The organism is Corallococcus sp. CA049B, from assembly GCF_003611685.1.
Lineage (GTDB): Bacteria > Myxococcota > Myxococcia > Myxococcales > Myxococcaceae > Corallococcus > Corallococcus coralloides.
Genome location: NZ_RAWC01000066.1, coordinates 17969 through 40257, shown reverse-complemented (window position 1 = coordinate 40257; position 22289 = coordinate 17969). Strand labels below are relative to the sequence as shown.

Genomic DNA, 22289 nt, shown 5'->3' with positions numbered 1-22289 from the left:
AGATGTGTATAAAGAGACAGAGCTAGAGCATGTTCTTCACGTCCCCGAAGAAGTTGAGGCTCCCTACTCCGCAGGAGGCGCTGCCGGGCCGTCCGCAGGAGATGCCGGTTCCGCAGAAGCACACCGTGCTGGGCACCCCGCTGAAGGGGCCGGTGCCGGAGGGCTTCGAAACGGCCCTCTTCGGCATGGGCTGCTTCTGGGGCGTGGAGCGCAAGTTCTGGCAGGTGCCGGGCGTGTACTCCACGTCCGTGGGATACGCGGGCGGGCTGACGCCGAACCCCACGTATGAAGAGGTCTGCTCGGGGCTCACCGGCCACAACGAGGTCGTGCGCGTGGTGTACGACCCGGCGAAGGTCACGTACGCGCAGCTCTTGAAGGTCTTCTGGGAGAACCACGACCCGACGCAGGGCATGCGCCAGGGCAACGATGCGGGCACCCAGTACCGCTCCGGCATCTACTTCGCGAACGAGGCGCAGAAGCGCGCCGCGGAGGAGACGCGCCAGACGTACCAGGGCGCGCTCAACGCGAAGGGCCTGGGTGACATCACCACGGAGATCCTCCCGGCGCCGGCCTACTACTACGCCGAGGACTACCACCAGCAGTACCTGCAGAAGAACCCGGGCGGCTACTGCGGCGTCGGCGGCACTGGCGTGAGCTGCCCGATTGGCGTGGGCGTCAGCGCCTGACGTTCGCTCCACGCGGGGCCCGCTGTCTTCCGGACGCGGGCCCCGTGAGGTCGTCCGCCTTCGCTCCGCAATCCCTCTCAGTGGGGATGGTCGCCCCCTGGGAGCGCAGGCAACCTCCGACATCGCGAATGCGGTCACGCCGCGATGCGAGGGAGGGCGCCCATGAGGTTGGACCGAGTCACCATCCGGAACTACAAGTCCATCAAGTCGATCGAGCTGCGAATTCCCCAAAAGGAAGAGCAGCGACAGGGCTCCGCGGACTTCCTTTCCATCGTTGGAGAGAACAACGCGGGGAAGTCCTCCATCCTGGAGGCCATCCGGCTGGCATGCAGCGCCAGCATGAAGGCCTCGGAGGAGCAGTTTCCGGGCAACGCGTCCAGCAACGGGCCCATCGAGGTCGAGCTCGAGTTCGACCAACTGACCGACAGCGACCGTCAGCTCGACGCCCTCAAGGACAACACCTTCTTCGACGGCACCCAGCAGCGCTACCGGCTGAAGCGAGTCTGGAAGGCGATCAACGGCGCAGCGGAGAACTGGTCGTACAACCCCGACCGTCCACCGAACTACCAACTCACGGGCTGGTCGGCCAAGAAAGGCATCAAGTCGCTCGAGAAGGAAGACGAGCGATGGAAGCCCATCGTCGAGCGAGCCCTCAAGGACGGAGCCCCAGCGAAGCCCACGCTCGAGCAACTCCTCAGCGCCGCTCGTGAGCTCCAGTCTCCCCTCCTCGAAGTACACAAGCAGGAGGAATGGGTGCTTCATCCAGGCAGCATCGCGACCGCCCTCGAAGCAGCCCTTCCCAGCGTCATCTACGTCCCCGCGCTTCGCGAGACCAGCGAGGAGACGGACGTAGGCGCCAAGCAGTCGGCGATCCGGAAGATCGTCAATGCCCTGTTCGAGCAGCAGCTGGCGAACCACGAATGCGTCATCCGCTTCAAGTCAGCGGCGGATGAGCTCCAGGAGCTCTTCGCTACCGAGGGGAAGCACCGGATCGTGGCCTCCATGGAGGAGAAGCTGACGGAGAAGTTCAAGGAGCTCATCAACATCCGCGCGGAGCTCAAGTTCACCACTCCGGATGTGACGTCGGACCTCGCCAGCAGCACCGAGTTCAGGGTGGTGGATGGAGCCCTGTCCACACGACCGGACAGCCAGGGCCACGGCGCCCAGCGCTCCATCGTCCTCGCCCTGCTCCAACTGTACGTGGAGCAGAACAGGCAGAGCGCTTCGCGCGAGCGCCAACACATGCTGTTCCTGATTGAGGAGCCTGAAATCTACCTGCATCCTGGCATGTGCCGGAGGATGCGGGACACCCTGCTGAAGATCGCGCAGAGCGGTGTCGGGCAGGTGCTCTGCACGACGCACTCGCCCGTCTTCCTCGACCTCGCGGACCGCCACGATGGCATCGTCATCCTGAGGAAGAAGGATGGGCATCCCGAGGCCTATCAACGCACCGAGGACGTCTTCGACCAGTCCGCCACCGACAAGGAACAGCGCGCGCGCCTCAGGATGCTGCTCAACTTCGATCCGGCTGTGAACGAAGCCTTCTTCTCGGAGAAGGTCTGCCTGGTCGAGGGTGACTGCGAACTCGCGGCAATCGACTCCGTCGCCAGGAAGCTTCACAAGTCCGGTGAGCTCAGCTGGTCCAAGTACCTCCTGGCCCGGCGTGCGACCACGCTCATCAACTGCCGTGGCAAATGGACCATCCCCGCGTTCCAGAAGGTCCTCAAAGCCTTCGGCATCCACTACAGCGTCGTTTACGACCTGGATGAAGGAGATCAGGCCGACCTGGCGAACGCGCAGATCGAAGCGTTGCTGAACGAGGGCGGTACGAGCCTCACCCACGCGCCGAACTTCGAGAAGTTCATTTTCGGCGAGACCTGGCGAACCGACAAACCGTGGACCGCCACCAAACGAATCGACGAGGCCACCGAATGCAATGAGCGCCTCCTCAAGTTCTTCGAGTTCGCGCTGGGACAGCCCCTCTCGGAGTTGAAACCGGAGTCCGTCGCGCCCACCCCTGCGGAGGCCGCGCCCCCGCAGGTCAATCGGCCCAGGCGTCGCAATCTCCGGAACAGGCTCAAGGAACTCAAGGTCCCCCACGACGTCATCCAATCAGCACGCAGGCTGGATCAGATCTTCCGTGTCGCCGCGGGCCCGAACTTCGCCCCTCGCCCCGACCAGGACACGTTCTCGCACTCCATCGACGGTACGAAGATCGATGCCTTCGCGGTCGTGACGGGTGATTCGATGGCGGACACCCTCCAGAACAATGACGTCGTAGCCCTCAAGGTCCTCCAAGGGGTCAACCTGGAACCCATGCAGGAAACCGACGCCCAGACGAACACCACGTTGCCGAGTGTCATCGAGAACGATGGCATCTACGTCCTCGCCTATAACGACTACATCGATCAGAAGTCCTACACCATGAAGCGGGTCCGCATCTCCGTGCTCCCTGACGGAACCTGGCGCGGCGACCTCTCCGCGGACAATCCCGCGGTCCACTGGGGCGACCGCGGCCTCCTCCAGATCCGAAAGACGGACCGCATCCATTTCGCCGCGCAGGTCATCGGGATCGTCAGGAGCAACGACGAACAACCCACCTCTGTCGCAGTGCAGGAACTCACCCTGGTTCCGACGGAGCAGGACCCGGTCTTCGAGGAGAACTGACGCCAGCTCTCGAGCGACCCGAAGTTCTCCGCGAGGACGCATCCCTCACGGAGCGCCGCGATGGGGCGCGTGCATGGACGGAAAGCCGGGGAAACAGGCAGAGGCATCTGCCCGGGCACGCTTGTCTCAAAACCTGTCCGACAGTCGGACCGAGCTCCGCCGCATGGGCCCGAGGCCGCGCTTGAGCGGCAGGGATGCGACGTCATGCGTGCGCGAACACCAAGGCAGGGCACGAACAGAGGCGACCGCCCGGGACCGGCTGCCTAGAAACCTGTCCGACAGTCGGACAGGTTTTCGCCCCATGCGGCCCGGGGGCGCGCTGGCCTGGCAATCGGCGCGGAGGGTGGGCCCGCGCGTCCATGTCAGACCCCTGTGGTTGGATGGCGATGCTGGAACGAGGAAGGGGAATGGGGATGGAACGGCGAGGACTCGTGGCCTATGTGGAGGCGCAAATCGAGCGCGATATCGCGCTGGGGCGGCTGCACCCGAGCGGGCAGTTTGGTTCGGAAGCGAAGCTGGCGCGCCGCTATGAGGTGTGTCGGGGCACCATCCGCGAGGCGCTGCGACGGCTGGCGGCGAGGGGCCTGGTGGTGCAGCGCTCCGGACGCAAGACGCGCGCGGTGGCACTGGATGAGTCGCTGACGCTGGAGAACCTGGGTCTGGCGCTGCATGACGCGAGCAACCCGGATGCCCGGTGGCTCCTGGAGGGCTACTTCAGCCTCAAGCGGCAGGTGCTGGTGGAGCTTCTGGCCGATTGCTGCGCGAGGGCCTCGGACCTCGACCTGGACCGGCTGGGGAGTACGTGCTTCCAGCTCCAGGACGCGGCGCACTGGGAGTCAGGGGAAACCTGCGCGCACGTGGAGTTCGAGCTGCTGCGGCAGGCGGCGCGGGTGGCGGCGCGTCCCGGCCACGTGCTCCTCGTTCAGTCCCTGCAGCGGGCATTCATGGGAGGCGCAGCCCAACTGCTGCCGCTCATGGGTGGAGAGGCGCTGCGCGAGTGGGCATTCCGCGTGACGGCGATCCTGCACGAGCGCGACGCGCAGGCACTTCAACATGAGTTGCCGGCACTCCTGAAGGCGCGCGACGAGCGGGTGCTGGACGCCTTTGCCCCCGCTGCCCAGGAGCAGGCTTCACCCGAGGCCCACCCTCCCCCCGTGACATCAACCACGCAGGACTCTGCGCCAAGGACACGCCCCTGCACGGAGGAACGTGACTTCGGCGCCCCTACGTCAGCCCCTGGGCAGGACGAGTCCTTGAAGACACGCCACTGCGTGGAGGAGCATGGATTCGACCACCTCGTGTCAACCGAGGAGCAGGACACGGCACCAGAGGCCCTCCCTGAAGAGGCGGAGCAGAGCCCTGGCCGTCTCGCGACAGCCTCCGAGGAAACCGTGGCGCTCGGGGTCGCACCCAGCCCCCATGCGGAGGCCCTCTTCGTGGAGCCGAACAGCGGGAAACCGCCGCCTCCAGACGCTCCGGGACTCTCCACCTGCGAACTCCGAGGGGAATGCACCGAGAAGAGTGTGGCCGGTGCGTCGTTGGAAGACCTGTCCGACTGTCGGCCAGGTTGGTGCGTCGCGTCTCCAACGAACCTCTGACTCCCCACTCACGCCCGGCGGTGGCTGCGCCGGTACGCGCCGGGCGCGGTCCCGTCCCAACGCTTGAAGGCCCGGTTGAAGGACGCCTCGCTCTGGTAGCCGATGGCCGGAGCGACCTCGCTCAGGGGCAGCTCGCTTTCGCGCAGGAGCTGGGCGGCCTTGATCATCCGCCATCCCACCAGGTACTCCAGCGGCGGTTCCCCCACGAGCTCGCTGAAGCGCGCGGCGAAGCCGGACCGCGACAGGGCCACGGCGGACGCGAGGCTCTCCACCGTCCAGGGCTCCTCGGGGCGCTCGTGGATGAGCGCGAGCGCCTTGCCAATCTGCGGATCCGCCAGCGCCCGCAGCCCGCTCTCCCGGCACGAGCTCTCCGACTTCATGATGTGCGCTCGCAGGGCCTGCACCAGCAGGATGTCCGCGAGCCGGCTCATGATGACGGTGGCGCCCGGGTGCGACGACGCGCTCTCCGTCAGCAGCAGCTGCACCGTGGACGCCAGTGACGGCGCCGTCGCCGCGTCGTCCGCGGCCAGGTGGATGACGCGGGGCAGCTCCTTGAAGAGGAGCGTGCGCGGCGCGACGCCCAACTGGAACGACGCCGCCACCAGCGTCGTCCGCTCGCCGTCGCCACCCAACCGGATGGAGCCCTTTCCTCGGGCGCTCGCGCAGGCTCCCGGCGCCAGGACATGAACGGGGCTGTCCTCCGCGTCGCGCAGCGTGTGGCCTCCGCCATGCGGCAGCACCGCCAGGTCCCCCGCGCTCAGCACCAGGGCTCCCGGAACGCCCTCCACCTCCAGCCGGGCCCCACCGCGCGCGACGAGGATGATGTGCGCGCCCGGGGACGTCCCGAACTGGAGCCCCCATGGGGCGAACAGCTCGAAGCGGCCGTGCATCCGGGTGGACAGGCGCAGGGTGTCCAGGACGTCCGCCAGGACATCCGCCCCCTGGGCCTCCAGCGCATCTGGACGATCGGTCAATTTATTTGGACTGGATGCCATGGAACGTCCATAGCGCCTGGAGCATTCAACGGCCATGGCAAATACACCCAAGCTGCTCTCCCCCGTGCGTCTGGGCCGGCTCGAACTGAAGAACCGGCTGGTGATGGCCCCCATGACCCGCAGCCGGGCGCTGGTGGACGGCAACGTCCCCAACCCCCTGTCGGTGACCTATTACGCGCAGCGGGCGTCCGCGGGCCTCATCGTCACGGAGGGCACCCAGGTCAGCCCCCAGGGCGTCGGGTACATCCGCACGCCAGGCATCCACTCGCCGGAGCAGGTGGCGGGCTGGAAGAAGGTGACCGACGCGGTCCACGCGGCGGGCGGGCTCATCTTCGCGCAGCTGTGGCACGTGGGGCGCGTCTCGCACCCGGACTTCCATGGCGGCGAGCTGCCGGTGGCGCCCTCCGCCATCGCGGTGGAGCAGGAGGTCTTCACGTTCCAGGGCAAGAAGCGCGCGGTGACGCCCCGGGCCCTGGAGACGCATGAAATTCCCGGCATCGTCGAGCAGTTCCGGCAGGCCGCTCGCAACGCGAAGGAGGCCGGCTTCGACGGCGCGGAGCTGCATGGCAGCAACGGCTACCTGTTGGACCAGTTCCTGCGGGACGGCTCCAACCAGCGCACGGACGCGTACGGCGGCAGCATCGAGAACCGGGCGCGCCTCCCGCTGGAGGCGGCGCGGGCGGTGGCGGAGGTTTTCGGCGCGGACCGCGTGGGCTACCGGCTCTTCCCTCAGAACTTCCCGTACACGGGCATGCACGACTCCACGCCCACGGAGACCTTCACGTACATCGCGAGGGAGCTGGGCAAGCTGGGCCTGGGCTACCTGCACGTGACCGAGCTGGTCACGGGCCCCGCCACTCCGGCGACCGAGCAGCGCATCACTCCGGCGCTTCGCAAGGCCTTCCCGGGCGTCATCATCGCCAATGGAGGCTACGACGCGCAGACAGGTGAAGCGGTCATCGAGCGCGGCGAGGCGGACCTCGTGGCGTACGGCGTGCCGTTCCTCGCCAACCCGGACCTGCCGGAGCGCTTCCGCCGGTCCGCCCCGCTCAACACCCCGGATGCGTCGACCTTCTTCCAGGGCGAGGAGCAGGGCTTCACGAGCTACCCGGCGCTCACCTGAGCCCGGAAAGGGAACCGTCATGAGCACGCAGCGAAGGCTGGAGCGGATCATCGACCTGCCGGAGCCCACGCAGGGGCAGTTCGGGCCCGCGCACACGGTGGTGCCGGTCATCTCACCGGAGGACTACGCGCGGTCGGATCCGTTCATCCTGCTGATGGATGACCGCATCGACGGCAAGCCCATTGGCGGGCCTCATCCGCACGCGGGCTTCGAGACGGTGACCCTCGTGGTGAAGGGCGGGATGACCCACGACAGCGGCAGCCTGGGTGAAGGCGACGTGCAGTGGATGACGGCCGGCAGCGGCGTCATCCACGGCGAGGGCCTGGAGGGCGACCTGGGCCAGGCGCGCATCCTCCAGCTCTGGCTCACGTTGCCGAAAGCCCAGCGCTGGGTGCCCGCGGGCTACCAGGACCTGCCGTACGCGCAGCTGCCGGTGCGGCGCGAGCCGGGCGTGGAGGTGCGCCTGTACAGCGGCACGTCGGGGACGGTGCGGTCGGCGACGAAGAACTACGTGCCCGTCACGCTGGCGGAGCTCCAGTTGGAGCCGGGCGCGTCCATCGCGCAGGACCTGCCCGCTTCGTACAACGGCTTCTTCTACGTGCTGGAGGGAGAGGTCGCGGTGGGGCCGGACCGCCGGGCGCTGAAGCCCGGGCAGGTGGGCTGGCTGGACCGGCCGGTGTCGGGAGGCGACAGCTCGGTCCGCGTCACCGGGACGACGCGGGCGCGGGTGCTGCTGTACGCGGGTCAGCCGCAGCGCGAGCCGCTGGTGAGCCACGGGCCGTTCATCGGGGACACCCAGGACGACATCCTGAGGTCCTTCGCGGGGTACCGCGCGGGCCGCTTCGGTCCGCCACCGCCGAGGTAGCAGACCCAAGGAGCCGCGAGCGTCAGCGGCTCTCGACGGGGGCCGGCGCCAGGGTGGCGGCGGCCGTCGCGCCGGAGTTCGCGCGCTCCAGGTGCGGGCCCAGCTGGCCCATCAGCATCAGCCCGGCCATGCGGAAGTCGGAGATGAGCGACCAGAGCGGGTACTTGAAGGTCGCGGGGCGGTTGTGCTCGATCTTGAAGTGGCTGGCCCACGCGAAGCCGTAGGCGCACACCAGGGCGGCGGGAATCAGCGCGCCGCGTCCGGTGACGGCGGCGGTGATGCCCAGGCCCACGCCCAGGCTGGTGCCGGCGAAGTGCAGCCAGCGCGTCGACGCCTGCGAGTGCTCGCGCAGGTAGAACGGCCAGAACTCGCCATAGGTCTGGATGCGGTCGGACATGAAGTGAAGTTGTGTCCAGCTGCCCGCCTCTCGTCAACCCATGCGGGCCCTCTTCGTGCCGGCTGCGACACCGGTCGGCTCCGGACCGTGGGCAGGAGGGCAGCCAGGCGGTCCCCGACGCGGCCCGTCGTTTTCGGACGGACCGGGAACAATCCGGTGCGGACGGTCCAGACGGAGAGAGGCGCGAACCGCGCGTGTCGTGAAAGACTCGGGGCGCGCATGAGTGACTGGACGCCCAAGCTGAACCCGGCGGTGGACCTGCGGCGGCTCCCGCTGAACGCGGAGGAGGGCTTCGTGCTGTCGCGGCTGGACGGCCACACGCGCGAGAAGGACCTGCCCGCGCTGACGGGGCTCCCGCCAGACAAGCTGCGGGACATCCTCACGAGGCTGGTGTCCCAGGGAGCACTGCTCCCGGGCACGGAGGCCGCGAGTCCCGCGAACACGGTGCGGCCACCGGAAGCTCCGGCCCCGTCAAATGTGAGCGCTGCCGCCACGACGAAGCCGCACGCCTCCGCGAGCGCAGCGCACGCGGGTGCGCATCCCGCCCCGTCGCTCGACGCGAGCGATACGGAACCGCTGCCGGAAGCGGAAGCGCAAGACGGCGCGGACGACGAAGCAGGTCCCGTGGACGACGTGCCCGAGGTGCTCCAGGGCGACTACCGCAAGCTCTTCGAGACGCGGCTGCACGCGCTGCCGGAGGACCAGCGGGTGGCGCTCGCGCACGGGGCGGAGGACCCGGAGCTGTCCGCGCTGTGCTTCGACCCGCTGCCCGCCGTCATCAAGGCCGTGCTGGAGAACTCGCGAGTGGGCCTCGCGCACGCGCGCCTCATCGCGAGGCACCACCGCAACCCCGTGGGCCTGGAGGCGCTGGTGGCCCGAGCCGCCTTCGCCGCGGACACAGGCGTGCGCCGCTTCCTCGTGCGCAACCCGCAGCTGCCGGCCGCCCTCTTCCGCCGCCTGTGGGCGATGCGCCGGCTGATGGAGCACCACAAGCTCACGGTGGACCGCGACGTGCCGGAGCAGACCCGCCGCACCGCGCGAGAGCTGCTCCGCCAGCGCTTCTCCACCGGCCCCTCCGAGGAGAAGGCGGAGCTCATCCTCAACACGGAAGGCCGCGCCCTGGGCGCGCTCGTGGGCATGCCGGTGGACGGCAAGACGACGTCGCTCTTGTGCGGGCGCACGTACCGCTCGCCCATGCTGGTGCAGAACATCGCGCGCTGGAGCGCCGCGCCGCCCGCGCTCATCGCGCACCTGCTCAAGCAGGAGCTGGTCCGCCGTCAGCCCCAGCTGCGCATGATGCTCGCGCGCCACCCCAACGCGCCCGCGGACGCGAAGCGCACCTGAGCCGCATGCCCCACGCCGAAGCCAGGGTCGTCCGCGAGCTGAAGCACCACCTGCTCACGCATGGGCTGCGCGAATCGCGCGTCCTGCACCTGCTGGTGGATGCGCATCCCTCGTATGTCCGCAGCCCGTTCGCCCGGGACCTGGAGCCGATGACGCGGCTCACGCTGGAGGGCACCCGGCCGGACATCCTGTGCAGCGTGGCGCGGCCCGAAGGCGTCCTCGTCACGGGCATCGAGGTGAAGGCCTCTGAAAGGGATTGGGTCCAGGGCCTGGGCCAGGCGCACAGCTACCGCGCGGGCGTCCATCACGCGTACCTCGCGCTGCCGGCCTCCGCCGCCGACCTCCGCGCCCCCACCCTGAACCAGGCGCGCAGCATCGGGGTCGGCATCCTCGCCCGGGACGCGAAGCGCTGGGTGGAGGTGATTCCACCCGCGGATCCCTCTCCGCTGCCCCGGGCCGTCAGCCAGGCCTCATCGCTGCTCGAAGGCGTCCCCGCCGCGCGCAGCCTCCAGCTCAACCATCCGCTCAACTATCTCGCCGCCGCGTTCCTCGCGGACCGGGGTGCTCCTGCCGGGGAGCTGCTGAAGTCGCTCGCCGCGCACTGGAAGGACCTGGGGAGCGACAGCTCGCGGCGCCACGCGGCGACGGGCGCCAACACGCTCGGGCTGCTGGACCTGGACTGGCAACCCACGCTCGAAGGCCGCACCGTGGCGGACCTCCTGGCCGCGCTCCAGTTCGACCCCGACACCCGCTACGACAAGCGCAAGCGCCTGCTGGACGTGCACGCGGCCTTCGCCGCCGTGGCGCGCTTCGTCCTCATCCGTCAGCCCGCGGTGCGCCTCATCCACCGGACGCTCACGGACCACGGCCGGAGCCTCACGCTGCCGGAGCTGGCCGTGGCCGCGGGCCACGACGACCCGGCGCTGGCGGCAGCCCTCTTCCTCGCGGACCCCTCCGGAACACTGAAGCCCGGGCTGCGCGGACCGGACATCAACCCGTCCACCGTCTTCAAACTCAAACAGAACCTCTGGCACGCGGGCCTGCTCGACACCAAGGCCCACGGCACCGCCGGCAAGGACGCCCGCGACTACCGGCCCGCGGAAGACGTCTGGGCCCTGCCCCGCGACAAGGCCTCTTGACTACAACTGTAGCCATGGCATATCGATTCTGACTACAACTGTCGTCATGAGGAGTGCCATGGACAGCTCGTCAGCTCCGTCCCAGGAGTCGAAGCCGCTCCCGCCGTTCGTCCGGGAAGGGCTGGGCTGGCTGTTGGCCCTGCACCTCCTGCTCGCGTTGATGCCCTCGTTGCACCTGAGGGAGACGCTGCAAGCCGGGGCGCACAAGGCCCGCGTCTGGTGGAAGGCCGCGGACACCGTGCGCCGTCACGCGGCCCCGCTCCTCCCGGCAATGATCAGGGCTTCCGCGCGGTGATGAGCGGCTGGTTGAAGCCCGTCTCCTCCGGCGTGTACCAGCGCGGATCCACCAGCCCCGCCCGGGTGAGCGCCTGCTCCAGCTCCACCGGTTGCAGCAGGCGGTAGACGCCGGTGTGCTCGGTGGTGTGCCAGATGCCGGACTCCTGGCGCAGGATGAACTGGCGCACCGTGTACTGCCTCTCATCCACCGCCCAATCCCAGACCTGGAACAGCACGCGGCGCCCCAAGGGCGTGTCCAGCACGCGCTCCGCCGTGAAGCGCGGCCGCTTCTCCAGGAGCGCCGAGTGGTCGCGCAGGCTCGCCACCAGCAGGCCCCCGGGCACCAGACGCGACGCCATCGCGGTCGCGGCGTCGTCCAGGTCCGAGTCCTCCAAGAGGTGCGCCATCGCGTTGTCGCAGGACATCACCACGTGGAAGGTGCCCGGCACCTGCCAGTCCAGCATCCGCATGTCCGCCACGCCGGTGGTGATGCTCACGTGCATGGCGCGGGCCTCCCGCTCCGCGCGCGCCACGGCCGAAGGACTCAGGTCCGTGGCGTGCACGGAATACCCCCGCGCCGCCAGCCCCAGCGCCTGCGTGCCGATGCCGCACGCGCAGTCCAGCACCCGGCGCGGCGGCGGCGCCCCCGAGCGGCGCAGGAGCGCGTCCAGCACCGCGCCCTGCCGGTCCACCGACTGCTCCCAGTCCGCGAAGAGCAGGTGGTACTCCTCGGCCAGCCCTTCGTAGAAGTCCAGGACGCTGTCAGACATGACGGCCTTCCCTTTAACACCCCCATGCGAGCCGTCACGCGCGCGGACGCCGGACGTCGCCTGTCCGTCATGCCGGAGCCACGTGGAGGGCCGGGAGGTCTTCTCCTCCGTGGGTTGTTACCCGGAAGACGGGGCTCGGGAGGCCCGCGCGGGCGTGTGCGGACGACACCGGGCAGGATGCACCGTCGTTCCCCGCGTGAAGCTCGCGCGCACCTGAAGCAAGGAGCACCACCGATGCTGTCGCTGACGCCGTCACAGGTCCGCCTGGGATGGTCCGCCACGAACAAGGCGGAGGCCATCCGCCTGGTCGGACAGGTGATGGTGGAGTCGGGCTTCATCTCGCCCGACTACGTCGACAGCATGCTCAAGCGCGAGCAGGTGTCCGCCACGTTCCTCGGCCACGGCATTGCCATCCCGCACGGCCTGCCGGAGGCGCGCCACCTCGTGCTCCAGACGGGCGTCGTCGTGGTGCAGTTCCCCGCCGGGGTCGTCTGGAGCGAGGACGGCCATGCGCACCTCGTGGTGGGCATCGCGGCCAGGTCCGACGAACACCTCCAGGTGCTCGCCAACCTCACCGGCGTGCTGGACGACGAGGCCCGGGCCGTGGCCCTGGCCTCCACCCTGGACACGGCCGCCATCATCCAGGCGCTCCAGGGCTCCAGCGCCCTGCCGGAAGAGCAGGACGCTCCCGTGTTCGAAGGCCTCTCGCTCCAGGTCCTGTCCCCTTCCCCGCACGGCCTGCACGCGCGTCCCGCCACCACGGTGGTGGAGGTGGTGCGCCGCTTCCGCGCGGACGTCACCGTCCACCACGAGGGGCGGCAGGCGAACGCCCGCAGCCTCCTGTCGCTGCTGCGCCTGGGCGCCCGGGGCGGCTCCACGCTGACGCTCACCGCGGCGGGGGACGACGCGGCGGCGGCGCTCCTCGCGTTGCAGGAGGCCTTCGTCGTCGGCCTGGGTGAGGAGCCTCTCGCCGTTCGCAAGCTGGCACCGGAGCCCATGCCCGCCGCCGTGCTCGACTACGAGGGGACGCTGGTCGCGGGCCTGTCCGCGTCGCCGGGCATCGCGGCCGGGCCCGTGTGGACCTTCCAGCGCGAACGGCTGGAGGTGGAGGAGTGGGCCGCCGACGCCGCGCGGGAGCATCAGCTGCTGGAGTCGGCCCTGGCCGGAGCGGCGGCGGAGCTGCGCCAGCTACACGAAGGCTTCCTCCAGAAGGCCGGAGCGCAACGGGCCGCCATCTTCAAGGCGCACCTGGAGCTGCTCGACGACCCGGAGCTGCTGACGGAGTCGCACGGCCTCATCGACACCGGCCTGAGCGCGGGCGCGTCCTGGCACCGGGTCTTCGAGAGCCGCGCGCAGGCGCTGGCCGCGATGGACGAACCGGTGCTGGCCTCGCGGGCCGCCGACCTGCGGGACGTGGGCCGGCGCGTGCTGCGGCCCCTGGCCCGGGTGCTGGAGGGCGAGCCCACCTTCCCGAATCATCCGGTGGTGCTGCTGGCGGAGGACCTGGCGCCGTCGGACACCGCGAAGCTGGACCCCGCCATGGTGCTGGGCCTGTGCACGGCGGGCGGAGGCACCACGTCGCACACGGCCATCATCGCGCGCTCTCTCGACCTGCCGGCGGTGGTGGCGCTGGGGCCGTCGGTGCTGGACCTGCGCGATGGGCAGCACTGCATCCTGGACGGCGACGCGGGCGTGCTCGTCGTGCAGCCCTCACAGCGGGACCGGGCCAGGGCCGCGCACCAGCGCGAGCGGATCCGCCTGCGGCGCAAGGAGGAGCAGCGGGAGCGCCACCGGCCCGCCATCACGCTCGACGGCCGGCGCGTGGAGGTGGCCGCGAACATCAGCGCGGCCACGGAGGCAGGCAAGGCCGTGGACGCGGGCGGCGAGGGCGTGGGCCTGATGCGCACCGAGTTCCTCTTCCTCGAACGCGACGAACCCCCCGGCGAGGAGGAGCAACTCCACGCGTACCTCACCATGGTGCGCGCGCTGAACGGCCAGCCGCTCATCCTGCGCACGCTGGACATCGGCGGGGACAAGCACGTGCCCTACTTGTCGCTGCCGGCGGAGGCGAACCCGTTCCTGGGCGTGCGCGGCATCCGGCTGTGCTTCGAACGGGAGGACCTGTTCCGCACGCAGCTGCGCGCCATCCTGCGCGCGTCGATGGAGGGCCCGGTCCGCATCATGTATCCGATGGTGGCGATGCCCGAGGAGCTGGCGAAGGCGCAAGCCATCACCGAGTCCGTCCGCCGCGAGGTGGGCGCGGATCCGGTGGAGACGGGCATCATGGTGGAGGTGCCCTCGGCGGTGATGATGGCGGAGCAGCTGGCGCGGAGCGTGTCGTTCTTCTCCATCGGGACCAATGACCTGACGCAGTACCTGCTGGCCATGGACCGGCAGCATCCGGTGCTCGCGTCCCAGGCGGACGGCCTGCATCCGGCGGTGCTGCGCATGGTGGACCTCACGGTGAAGGCGGCGAGGAAGGCGGGCATCTGGGTGGGCGCGTGCGGCGGCATCGCGGGTGACCCGTCCGGCGCGGTGGTGCTGTCCGGACTGGGCGTCACGGAGTTGAGCGTGGCCATCCCCAGCATCCCGGCGGTGAAGGCGTTGCTGAGGAGCATCTCCATGGCGGACGCGGAAGACGTGGCCCTGGCCGCGCTGGAGTGCGGCAACGCCGCCGAGGTGCGCGGCCTGGTGCGAGGCCTGCTGGCCCGAAAGAGAGCGAAGGCGTGAGACCGACGAAGCCGGGCGTGGTGACGGTCACGTTGAACGCGGCCATCGACCAGACGCTGGAGTGTCCGGGGTTCACGGCGGGCGCGGTGAACCGCGTGGTGGCGGAGACGCGCACGCCGGGAGGCAAGGGCATCAACGTGGCGGCGTTCCTCGCGCAAGGCCCAAGGCCCGTGACGGCCACGGGCTTCCTGGGCGAGGACACGGTGCCGCTGTTCGAGACGCTGTTCCGCGAGCGAGGCATCCAGGACCGCTGCCTCCGGCTGCCGGGCTCCAGCCGCGTGAACATCAAGGTCGTGGACCGCACGAGCGGCGCGGTGACGGACCTGAACCTGCCGGGCCTGCGAGTGCCGGAGGAAGCGTTGGGCGCGCTGATGGCGACGTTGGATGCGCTCGCGGAGGAGAACGGCTGCTTCGTGCTGTCCGGCAGCGTCCCGGTGGGGGTGCCCGCGTCCATCTACGCCACGCTGACGGAGCGCTTGCGAGCCAGGGGCGCGCTGGTGGCGGTGGACACGAGCGGAGCACCGCTGCGTCACGCGGTGGCCGCGAGGCCCGACTTCGTGAAGCCGAACACGCACGAGCTGGAAGAGCTGGTCGAACGCCCCCTGAGGAACGCGGGCGACATCGCATGGGCCGCACGCGAGCTGCACGCGACAGGCATCGGGCTGGTGGTGGTGTCGCTGGGAGCGGACGGCGCACTCTTCGTGTCGGACGACGGCGCCTGGAGGGCCCTGCCGCCCCCCGTGGAGGTGGCGAGCACCGTGGGCGCGGGCGACGCGCTGGTCGCGGGCGTCCTGGCGTCGAGGCTGGACGGCCACGACCTGGAGACCTGCGCCCGGAGGAGCACGGCCTTCGCGGCGGCGAAGCTCGCGAAGGTGGGCCCGGTGCTACCCGCCCCCGAGCGCGTGGCGGAGCTGCTCCGCGCGGTGCGGATGCACCCGCTGGGCACGGGCTGATCCTGATCTATGTCCTCCCCTCCAGCTTCTCGATGGCCGCCCGCACCGCCGGCGGAACCGGGACCTTCTCATGCGTGGCGTAGCGCAGCGTCACGACGATGGAACCGCCGCGCGTGTAGAGAACCCCGTCGTCCGCGCCGGCCACCACGTGTTCGAAGGTGATGGAGGAATTGCCCACGCGCGTGACGCGCGCGCCCGCCACCAGGTTCACCGGGAACACCACCGGCTTGAGGTAGTCCGCGTGCGTGTTCGCCAGGATGGGCCCCACCCCGTCCGCGGACGTCGTGTCCGCGCCCGCGGCGGAAGGCCCCACCAGCCCGATGCGGGCCATGTACGCGATGCGCGCGGACTCGAACCAGGTGAACGTGCGGGCGTTGTTGACGTGCCCGTAGGCGTCCATCTCGCTCCAGTGCACGGGGAAGGGCACGACGACGGGGAAGTCCTTCAGGGAGGCGTTCGACATGCGCCCCAGGGTCGCAGGGACCATCCCGCCAGGGAACGGAAACCACGCCTGCCTGCCCTCCAGGAGTCCCGCACAGGCATGCTAAGCCAGGGGTCCATGGCTCTCCGGTCCACGCTGGCGCCGCCCGCCGCCCTGTCCCATCCCTCCGCCGTCCCGGGTCCTCGCGATGGCCGGTGAGCCCACGCGGCCCGAAGAGGACCGCCGCGACGACTCGCCCGCGCCCTGGGAAGAGCCGGGCCCCAATCCCCCGCCGCACCTGGTGCGCGAGCGCGGCACCGCCACCGCCACCAGGCCCCAGAAGCACGCGGACATGGTGCGCTGGCTGCATCCCGGGCAGGTGCTGCGCACGGGCCTGGACGCGGTGGTGGCCACGGTGTTCGGCGCGCGAGCGGACCACCGGCTCATCGAAGCGGTGGTGCGGCCGCAGCAGCCCTACTTCGACTATTCGGAGGAGTCCGGCGCGGACGGCGACTTCTGGCTCGACTACGTCTCCGACATCGGTGACGGCTGGGACTCCACCTACGCGGTGGCGCGCCTGCTGGCGCTGCCGGAGCTGCGGTTGCCGGAGGAAGATGGCAAGACCGCGCACGTCACGCCGCGAGGCCGCGTGCTCGTGTTCGGCGGGGACGAGGTCTACCCGGGCGCCAGCCGCGAGACGTACGAGGAGCGCACGGTGCAGCCCTACGAGGCCGCCATGCGCCGCTCGCAGGCGCCGCACCCGGACCTGTTCGTCATCCCGGGCAACCACGACTGGTACGACGGCCTGTCCGCCTTCATGCGGCTGTTCTGCGCGCAGCGCTGGCTGGCCGGGCGCCGCACGCGGCAGAGCCGCAGCTACTTCGCGCTGAAGCTGCCGAAGAACTGGTGGCTCATCGGTACGGACGTGCAGCTCAACAGCGACATCGACGTGCCCCAGGTGGAGTACTTCCGCCAGGTCGCGGAGCAGATGGGCCCGGACGACCGCGTCATCCTCTGCAACGCGGAGCCCGCGTGGGTGCTGGCCGCGGCGGCGCGGCGCCACAAGGGCAGCTACCTGGAGAACAACCTGGAGTACCTGGAGGAGAAGGTGCTCGGGCGGCGCATCGCCGTGTTCCTCGCGGGTGACCTGCACCACTACCGCCGGCACGAGGACGACACCGGCCAGCACCGCATCACCGCGGGCGGAGGCGGCGCCTTCATGCACCCCACGCACGCGCCCGCGGCGCCGGTGCTGCGAGACGGCTCCACGCTGCGCAAGAGCTTCCCGGACGAGGCCACGTCGCGGAAGCTCGCGCGCAAGAACCTGCTCCTCATCCGCTACAGCCCGCTGTTCGGGCTCATCACCGGCCTCTGGTACCTGCTGCTCGCGCTGGCGGCCTACGCGGAGGTGGGCTCGCTGGGCCTCTCCCGCCTGCCGGAGGTGGTGACGGCGGTGGCCAACAGCATGGTCAACCGGCCATGGACGCTCATCCTCGGCATGGTGACGGTGGGAGGACTCGCGGGGCTGGCGGACGCGGCGCTGGGGAAATGGCGCGCGCTCCTGGGCAGCCTGCACGGCGTGGCGCACATCGCGGCGGCGTTCTTCGTCGCCTGGGGCGCGACGTACTTCACGGTGAGCCAGCTGGGCGTGTGTCCGGTGCTGTCACCGGATGGCGCGCACTGCGCGGACGGCTGGCTGCACCTCGCGGGCAAGTTCTTCTTCTCCTGCACGTTCACGTTCGTGGGCGGCTTCCTCGTGGGCCCGTTCATCACCGGCCTGTACCTCTGGCTGAGCGTGAACTTCTTCGGCGCGCACTCCAACGAGGCCTTCGGTTCACTCGCGCTGCCGGACTGGAAGAACTTCCTGCGCATGCGCATTGGCAAGGACGGGGCGCTGACCATCTACCCCGTGGGCATCGAACGCGTGCCGCGCAAGTGGAAGCCCACCGGCGCGGGGCCCACGTCGCCCGCGTTCGACCCGGACGACCCGAACGCCACCGAGCCGTTCCTCATCGAGCCGCCCATCCGCGTCTGCCGCTGACGCTACCCGGAGGACCGCGAGGTGTCCTCGAGCAGCGGCGCGATGCCGGGCTGCTTGAGGGTGAGCGCCACGTAGTCCTGCACGGCGGCGTCCAGGCCCACGTCGCGCTTCGCGCGCTCGGACAGGAACCACTTGTGCTCCAGCACCTGGCAGTAGAGCTCCGCGGTGTCCGCCGCGCGGCCCAGGTCCTTCTGGAGGCGTGACAGCGTGGGGTGGTAGCGCTCGTCCAGCCAGCGGAACGCGGCCACGCTCAGGGGCACGCTGCGGTCCAGCTTGCGCGTGAGCGTGGCCTTCATCTCCTGCATCTCGTTGAGCAGCAGGCTCGCCTGGCGCTCCTCCGCGACGATGCCGGTGAGCGAGTGCAGCTGATGCCGGTGGTACTCGCGGTCGGTGACGATGGTGCGCATGCGCAGCTGGCTGCCCTGCCCGCTCGCCAGCAGCTCCACCTCGCCCACGGAGAAGCCCAGGTCGTTGAGCGTGCGGATCCGCTCGTGGATGCGGTAGCTCTCGTGCGGCTGGAGGATGAGCTCGCGGTTGATTTCGGCCCACAGCCGCTCGTAGCGCTGGCGGATGCTCGCCGCCGTCTCCTGCCAGGCCTCCAGCTCCTGGGGCAGCTCCTCCGCCAGCTCCACGCGAGCCGCCAGGTCCGCCAGGCCTCCGGCGACGTTCTCCTCCATGATTTGAAGGTCCATCTCCCGCTGACCGGCGGAGAGCTGCTCGTGCAGCTCGGACGTCTCCGCGTCCACGGCGTAGGCCTGCAGCTCGCCCGCGTCGCGGCGGAAGAGCACGTTGGACAGCGAGCAGTCGCCCCAGAAGAAGCCGCCCAGGTGCAGCCGCACCAGCAGGCCCGCCATCGCGTCCAGGAGCCGCGACCGGTAGCGCTCCAGGCCCTGGTGCATGAACAGCGCGCGGTACGGCAGCGACGACGCGAGGTATTGGGTGATCAGCAGCCCGGGCCGGTCCCCGGGCGAGGCCTCCAGTCCCTCCTCCGTCTGGACCGCCAGTCCCACGGGGACGACAGACGGCAGCCGGCGTTCCTCCAGGCCGCGCAGGAGGTCGTACTCGCGCTGCGCCACGCGCGCGGGCGTCTCCTTGAAGGCGTAGATGGTGGCGCCGTAGGAGACGAACACCACCACGTGCCGGGACAGGCCGCGCGGCACCTCCACCACGCGCGGTGAACGCTCCGTCCACGCCTCCAGCGGCAGCTCCCACGGGAGGTCGAGGAAGTCCGGGTGCCCCTGCCGGATATGCAGGGAGTGAAGGCGGCGAGGAGGGTGAGACATGTTGGCCACGAGCCTACCGTCCGGGTGAGCACGCTTCATCCGGGGGGTGCGCTGGCCCGCGTGGAACGTTCGCTGTTAGAGGAAGAAGGCATGCGCCCCCTCCGCGGACTCTCCCTCTGCAGCGCGGCCCTGCTGTCGGCCTGCGCTGGTTCTTCGCCAACGCCCGCGCCGGCTCCGTCCGCGCCTGGAAGCATCACGCTCGCCGCGCCCGCGGGGGACGCGTGGTACCGGGGCGCGGTGTTCTACGAGGTGTTCGTCCGCAGCTTCCAGGACTCCAACGGCGACGGCGTGGGAGACCTGCCGGGGCTCATCTCGCGGCTGGACTACCTGAACGACGGCGACCCGGCGACGACGGACGACCTGGGCGTGGACGCGCTGTGGTTGATGCCGGTGTTCGCGTCGCCCAGCTACCACGGCTACGACGTGACGGATTACGAGCGCATCCAGACGGCCTACGGCTCGCTGGAGGACCTGCAGCGGCTGTGTGACGAGGCGCACCGCCGGGGCATGCGCGTCATCCTGGACTTCGTCATCAACCACACCAGCTCCTCGCATCCGTGGTTCGTGGACTCGGCGTCGTCGGCGCAGTCGCCGAAGCGGGACTGGTACCAGTGGCGCGCGAACAACCCGGCGTGGGCGCAGCCGTGGGACATCTACTCGCAGACCAACACGTGGCATCAGCAGGACACCGGCTGGTACTACGGCGTCTTCTGGGGCGGCATGCCGGACCTGAACCTGCAGACGCCCGCGGTGCGCGAGGAGATGAAGCGCCTGGCGACGCTGTGGCTCCAGCGCGGCGTGGACGGCTTCCGGCTGGACGCCGCGCGCTACCTCATCGAGACGGGCGGCGGCGTGGGGCAGGCGGACACGCCGGAGACGCACGCGTTCTGGAAGGAGTTCTCCGCGCACGTGCGTTCGGTGAAGCCGGACGCGGTGCTGGTGGGCGAGAACTGGAGCGAGACGCCCTCGGTGGCGAAGTACTACGGCTCCACGGCGACGCTGCCGGGCGGGGACGAGCTGCCGCTCAACTTCAACTTCCCCATGTCCACGCGGGTGATTGAAGGCATCAACGCGGGCAACGGCGGGGGCGTGGCGGCGAAGCTGCTGGAGATGAAGAACAACTATCCGGCCGGGGTGGCGGACGCGCCCTTCCTCACCAACCACGACCACGTGCGGCTGGCGACGCAGTTCGCCAATGACGGGGCGAAGCTGGGGCTGGCGGCGGCGGTGCTGCTGACGCTGCCGGGAGCGCCGTTCCTCTACTACGGCGAAGAGGTGGGCCTGGGGAACGGCAACGCCAACAACGACGAGTCCAAGCGCACGCCCATGCCCTGGTCGGCGGCGGCGGGCGGAGGCTTCACGACGGGCTCGCCCTGGTACGCGTTCTCCAGCGGGAGGGAGACGGCGAACGTGGAGGCGCAGCGGAGCCATCCGGGGTCGCTGCTGTCGCGCTACCGCTCGCTCATCCACGCGCGCCAGGGTTCGGAGGCGTTGCGAAACGGAGGACTGCGGCTGTTCACGGCGACGACGGGAGTGTCACGCACGCTCGCGTTCGTGAGGACGCTGGACGACGAGCAGGTGCTGGTCGTCCACAACTTCTCCACCTCGCAGGAGTCGGTGGGACCGTTCAACGTGGAGGCCACCACTGCGGAGCCGTTGTTCGTGGACCCTGGCGTGACGCAGCTCTCGGGAGGCACGGGAGCGTGGAAGACGAGCATCCCCGCGCGATCCACGGGCATCTGGCGGCTGCGCTAGCTGACGACGGGCTGACGCCAGGAGCGGGAGAGGTGAGTCTCTCCCGCGGCCTTGAAGCGGCGGATGAGCTCCGCCGCCGCGCCCTTGCCCTGCTGGAGCAGCCACTTCAGCTCCGCGGGCATCAGCACCTTCACGGTGAGGAGCCGGACCTCGCCCCCGGGGAGCGTGAAGCGAGAGGGCAGCGAGTCCGTCTCCATGCCGATGAGCACGGCCACACGGCCCTCGGGAGTGACGAGGGTTTCGGGCATGCCCACGCCGTCCACCTCCATGGACAGAGTGCCGTTGGCCAGGGAGACGCGGAGCTTCTCGAACTCAGCGACCTCGTAGGCGACGCGTTCAAGCAGGTGCACCGGCCAGCTCTTCCACACCTCCCCGAGCGGCTCCGGAGTCTCGATGGCGAGCTCCAGTCCGAAGCCCGCGGTGGGTCGGTCCAGGATGTCGGAGTAGGGATCGGACAGACCGTCGGTGACGATGAGCATGCCGCCGTCAGCGCGCAGCATGGCCTCCCAGCACTGCCGCTTGCCGGGCCATGGGCCGCCCACGACGGGGGGAATGTAGAAGTCGTCGGACATGGTACCGAGCCCGCGCCACACCGCATGACGGGCGATGCGTGCCTGGTCCCACAGGTCGCCCCGCTTCTTCGTCTCAGCGCGCCGAACAGGGTCAACGGTCGGAGGTCCCGTGACCGCTTCGAACACCGCCCCCGTGATACCCGCGCGTTCCATCGCATCCTTGATGTCTTCGGAGACGATGAGGACGACATCCCACTCCGAAGGGCGGAACACCTTCGCATCACCCACTTTCGACGTGTCGATGCGCATCTCGGAGATGAAACTGAGGGTGCCGACCTTTTCCGGAATCCCATCCTCTTCGGTCCAATACACCACATCCGAAGACGCCTCGGTGTCGACGCACGGAATGGTGCGAAGGGCATTGAGGATGAAATACGGCCCTGCGTGGAAGTCGATCTCAACGGGGATCAACTCGATGTCATTCGGGGCCAACTCGCGGAAAAGAGCCGCCAGCTTCGCATTGACGACCGGGGTGCCGAACGCCGCATGTGCGTAGTCACGGGATTCCCCCTCCAGGTCCAGCGGAAGCCGAATCGGGCCCTTGAAGTGCGCAGGTTCTCCAACCGTGAACTGCCAGGGGTCGTCGAGTTCTCGCCTTTGACCATCAAGAGGATGCCCCAGGCACCAGAACCCCTCTGCGACGTTCTCGGAGAGGTTGAAGTATCTCATCGCCA

At 69.7% G+C, this 22289-nt stretch carries 18 protein-coding genes; 12 read left to right on the top strand and 6 right to left on the bottom strand.

Annotation, left to right across the window (positions count from 1 at the left end; all coding sequences use genetic code 11):
* The first annotated feature begins 29 nt into the window (after nucleotides 1–29).
* From msrA to D7W82_RS17085, 3 genes are all read left to right on the top strand, one after another.
* On the top strand, nucleotides 30–686 hold the full coding sequence (msrA, locus tag D7W82_RS17095; RefSeq protein WP_120619371.1) for a peptide-methionine (S)-S-oxide reductase MsrA: 657 nt from the start codon (nucleotides 30–32) through the stop codon (nucleotides 684–686).
* A gap of 144 nt (nucleotides 687–830) precedes the next feature.
* Complete coding sequence (locus D7W82_RS17090; RefSeq protein ID WP_370451017.1) at nucleotides 831–3353, top strand: AAA family ATPase; 2523 nt, start codon at nucleotides 831–833, stop codon at nucleotides 3351–3353.
* Nucleotides 3354–3760: 407 nt separating this feature from the next.
* Nucleotides 3761–4951: a FadR/GntR family transcriptional regulator gene (locus tag D7W82_RS17085; protein WP_120619369.1), complete on the top strand. Its 1191-nt coding sequence runs from the start codon at nucleotides 3761–3763 to the stop codon at nucleotides 4949–4951.
* 8 nt (nucleotides 4952–4959) lie between these two features.
* Here the strand turns inward: D7W82_RS17085 and D7W82_RS17080 are convergent, their stop codons facing one another.
* Nucleotides 4960–5925, bottom strand: coding sequence for an AraC family transcriptional regulator (locus tag D7W82_RS17080; protein WP_233587688.1), 966 nt, complete (start codon nucleotides 5923–5925; stop codon nucleotides 4960–4962).
* A 55-nt stretch (nucleotides 5926–5980) separates the two neighbouring features.
* Here D7W82_RS17080 and D7W82_RS17075 point away from each other — a divergent pair, with 55 nt between their 5' ends.
* Nucleotides 5981–7069 (top strand): alkene reductase, encoded by a 1089-nt coding sequence (locus D7W82_RS17075; protein WP_120619367.1) that lies wholly within the window; start codon nucleotides 5981–5983, stop codon nucleotides 7067–7069.
* Nucleotides 7070–7088: 19 nt separating this feature from the next.
* Nucleotides 7089–7934 carry a pirin family protein gene (locus tag D7W82_RS17070; RefSeq protein ID WP_120619366.1) on the top strand — a complete coding sequence of 282 codons (846 nt, stop codon included), beginning with the start codon at nucleotides 7089–7091 and terminating at the stop codon, nucleotides 7932–7934.
* Nucleotides 7935–7956: 22 nt separating this feature from the next.
* Here the strand turns inward: D7W82_RS17070 and D7W82_RS17065 are convergent, their stop codons facing one another.
* A complete protein-coding gene (locus D7W82_RS17065) occupies nucleotides 7957–8331 on the bottom strand; it encodes a DUF962 domain-containing protein (RefSeq protein ID WP_014393191.1) in 375 nt (124 codons plus the stop codon).
* 219 nt (nucleotides 8332–8550) lie between these two features.
* Here D7W82_RS17065 and D7W82_RS17060 point away from each other — a divergent pair, with 219 nt between their 5' ends.
* From D7W82_RS17060 to D7W82_RS17050, 3 genes are read left to right on the top strand one after another with little or no spacing between them, the layout of a single operon-like run.
* The gene (locus tag D7W82_RS17060; RefSeq protein WP_120619365.1) at nucleotides 8551–9675 is read left to right on the top strand and encodes a hypothetical protein; all 1125 of its coding nucleotides are present in this window, start codon (nucleotides 8551–8553) and stop codon (nucleotides 9673–9675) included.
* 5 nt (nucleotides 9676–9680) lie between these two features.
* Nucleotides 9681–10814, top strand: a complete 1134-nt coding sequence (locus D7W82_RS17055) for a hypothetical protein (RefSeq protein ID WP_120619364.1) — start codon at nucleotides 9681–9683, stop codon at nucleotides 10812–10814.
* Nucleotides 10815–10872: 58 nt separating this feature from the next.
* Nucleotides 10873–11109 carry a hypothetical protein gene (locus D7W82_RS17050; RefSeq protein ID WP_120619363.1) on the top strand — a complete coding sequence of 79 codons (237 nt, stop codon included), beginning with the start codon at nucleotides 10873–10875 and terminating at the stop codon, nucleotides 11107–11109.
* Here D7W82_RS17050 and D7W82_RS17045 read toward each other — a convergent pair.
* Nucleotides 11090–11860, bottom strand: a complete 771-nt coding sequence (locus D7W82_RS17045) for a bifunctional 2-polyprenyl-6-hydroxyphenol methylase/3-demethylubiquinol 3-O-methyltransferase UbiG (protein ID WP_120578983.1) — start codon at nucleotides 11858–11860, stop codon at nucleotides 11090–11092. The genes D7W82_RS17050 and D7W82_RS17045 overlap by 20 nt on opposite strands.
* A gap of 234 nt (nucleotides 11861–12094) precedes the next feature.
* Here D7W82_RS17045 and ptsP point away from each other — a divergent pair, with 234 nt between their 5' ends.
* Both ptsP and pfkB read left to right on the top strand, forming a co-directional pair.
* The gene (ptsP, locus tag D7W82_RS17040; protein WP_120619362.1) at nucleotides 12095–14590 is read left to right on the top strand and encodes a phosphoenolpyruvate--protein phosphotransferase; all 2496 of its coding nucleotides are present in this window, start codon (nucleotides 12095–12097) and stop codon (nucleotides 14588–14590) included.
* The gene (gene pfkB, locus D7W82_RS17035; RefSeq protein ID WP_120619361.1) at nucleotides 14587–15543 is read left to right on the top strand and encodes a 1-phosphofructokinase; all 957 of its coding nucleotides are present in this window, start codon (nucleotides 14587–14589) and stop codon (nucleotides 15541–15543) included. Before ptsP ends, pfkB begins: the two co-directional genes overlap by 4 nt.
* Nucleotides 15544–15550: 7 nt before the next feature.
* On the opposite strand, the gene D7W82_RS17030 is transcribed toward pfkB, so the two are convergent.
* Nucleotides 15551–16006, bottom strand: a complete 456-nt coding sequence (locus D7W82_RS17030; RefSeq protein ID WP_120619376.1) for a thioesterase family protein — start codon at nucleotides 16004–16006, stop codon at nucleotides 15551–15553.
* A gap of 166 nt (nucleotides 16007–16172) precedes the next feature.
* On the opposite strand from D7W82_RS17030, the gene D7W82_RS17025 reads away from it, so the two are divergent.
* The gene (locus D7W82_RS17025) at nucleotides 16173–18005 is read left to right on the top strand and encodes a metallophosphoesterase (protein ID WP_171424611.1); all 1833 of its coding nucleotides are present in this window, start codon (nucleotides 16173–16175) and stop codon (nucleotides 18003–18005) included.
* Between the two features lie 2 nt (nucleotides 18006–18007).
* Here the strand turns inward: D7W82_RS17025 and D7W82_RS17020 are convergent, their stop codons facing one another.
* Nucleotides 18008–19288 carry a DUF4032 domain-containing protein gene (locus tag D7W82_RS17020; RefSeq protein ID WP_120619374.1) on the bottom strand — a complete coding sequence of 427 codons (1281 nt, stop codon included), beginning with the start codon at nucleotides 19286–19288 and terminating at the stop codon, nucleotides 18008–18010.
* Between the two features lie 90 nt (nucleotides 19289–19378).
* Here D7W82_RS17020 and D7W82_RS17015 point away from each other — a divergent pair, with 90 nt between their 5' ends.
* A complete protein-coding gene (locus tag D7W82_RS17015) occupies nucleotides 19379–21043 on the top strand; it encodes an alpha-amylase family glycosyl hydrolase (protein ID WP_120619360.1) in 1665 nt (554 codons plus the stop codon).
* Here the strand turns inward: D7W82_RS17015 and D7W82_RS17010 are convergent.
* A complete protein-coding gene (locus D7W82_RS17010) occupies nucleotides 21040–22284 on the bottom strand; it encodes an imm11 family protein (protein WP_233587686.1) in 1245 nt (414 codons plus the stop codon). The two genes, D7W82_RS17015 and D7W82_RS17010, sit on opposite strands and share 4 nt — an antisense overlap.
* Nucleotides 22285–22289: the final 5 nt, after the last annotated feature.

Coding starts and splice junctions, on each gene's coding strand:
- msrA (WP_120619371.1), top strand. CDS start 30: ATGTTCTTCACGTCCCCGAAGAAGTTGAGGCTCCCTACTCCGCAGGAG.
- D7W82_RS17090 (WP_370451017.1), top strand. CDS start 831: ATGCGAGGGAGGGCGCCCATGAGGTTGGACCGAGTCACCATCCGGAAC.
- D7W82_RS17085 (WP_120619369.1), top strand. CDS start 3,761: ATGGGGATGGAACGGCGAGGACTCGTGGCCTATGTGGAGGCGCAAATC.
- D7W82_RS17075 (WP_120619367.1), top strand. CDS start 5,981: ATGGCAAATACACCCAAGCTGCTCTCCCCCGTGCGTCTGGGCCGGCTC.
- D7W82_RS17070 (WP_120619366.1), top strand. CDS start 7,089: ATGAGCACGCAGCGAAGGCTGGAGCGGATCATCGACCTGCCGGAGCCC.
- D7W82_RS17065 (WP_014393191.1), bottom strand. CDS start 8,331: ATGTCCGACCGCATCCAGACCTATGGCGAGTTCTGGCCGTTCTACCTG.
- D7W82_RS17060 (WP_120619365.1), top strand. CDS start 8,551: ATGAGTGACTGGACGCCCAAGCTGAACCCGGCGGTGGACCTGCGGCGG.
- D7W82_RS17055 (WP_120619364.1), top strand. CDS start 9,681: ATGCCCCACGCCGAAGCCAGGGTCGTCCGCGAGCTGAAGCACCACCTG.
- D7W82_RS17050 (WP_120619363.1), top strand. CDS start 10,873: ATGGACAGCTCGTCAGCTCCGTCCCAGGAGTCGAAGCCGCTCCCGCCG.
- D7W82_RS17045 (WP_120578983.1), bottom strand. CDS start 11,860: ATGTCTGACAGCGTCCTGGACTTCTACGAAGGGCTGGCCGAGGAGTAC.
- ptsP (WP_120619362.1), top strand. CDS start 12,095: ATGCTGTCGCTGACGCCGTCACAGGTCCGCCTGGGATGGTCCGCCACG.
- D7W82_RS17030 (WP_120619376.1), bottom strand. CDS start 16,006: ATGTCGAACGCCTCCCTGAAGGACTTCCCCGTCGTCGTGCCCTTCCCC.
- D7W82_RS17025 (WP_171424611.1), top strand. CDS start 16,173: ATGGCCGGTGAGCCCACGCGGCCCGAAGAGGACCGCCGCGACGACTCG.
- D7W82_RS17020 (WP_120619374.1), bottom strand. CDS start 19,288: ATGTCTCACCCTCCTCGCCGCCTTCACTCCCTGCATATCCGGCAGGGG.
- D7W82_RS17015 (WP_120619360.1), top strand. CDS start 19,379: ATGCGCCCCCTCCGCGGACTCTCCCTCTGCAGCGCGGCCCTGCTGTCG.
- D7W82_RS17010 (WP_233587686.1), bottom strand. CDS start 22,284: ATGAGATACTTCAACCTCTCCGAGAACGTCGCAGAGGGGTTCTGGTGC.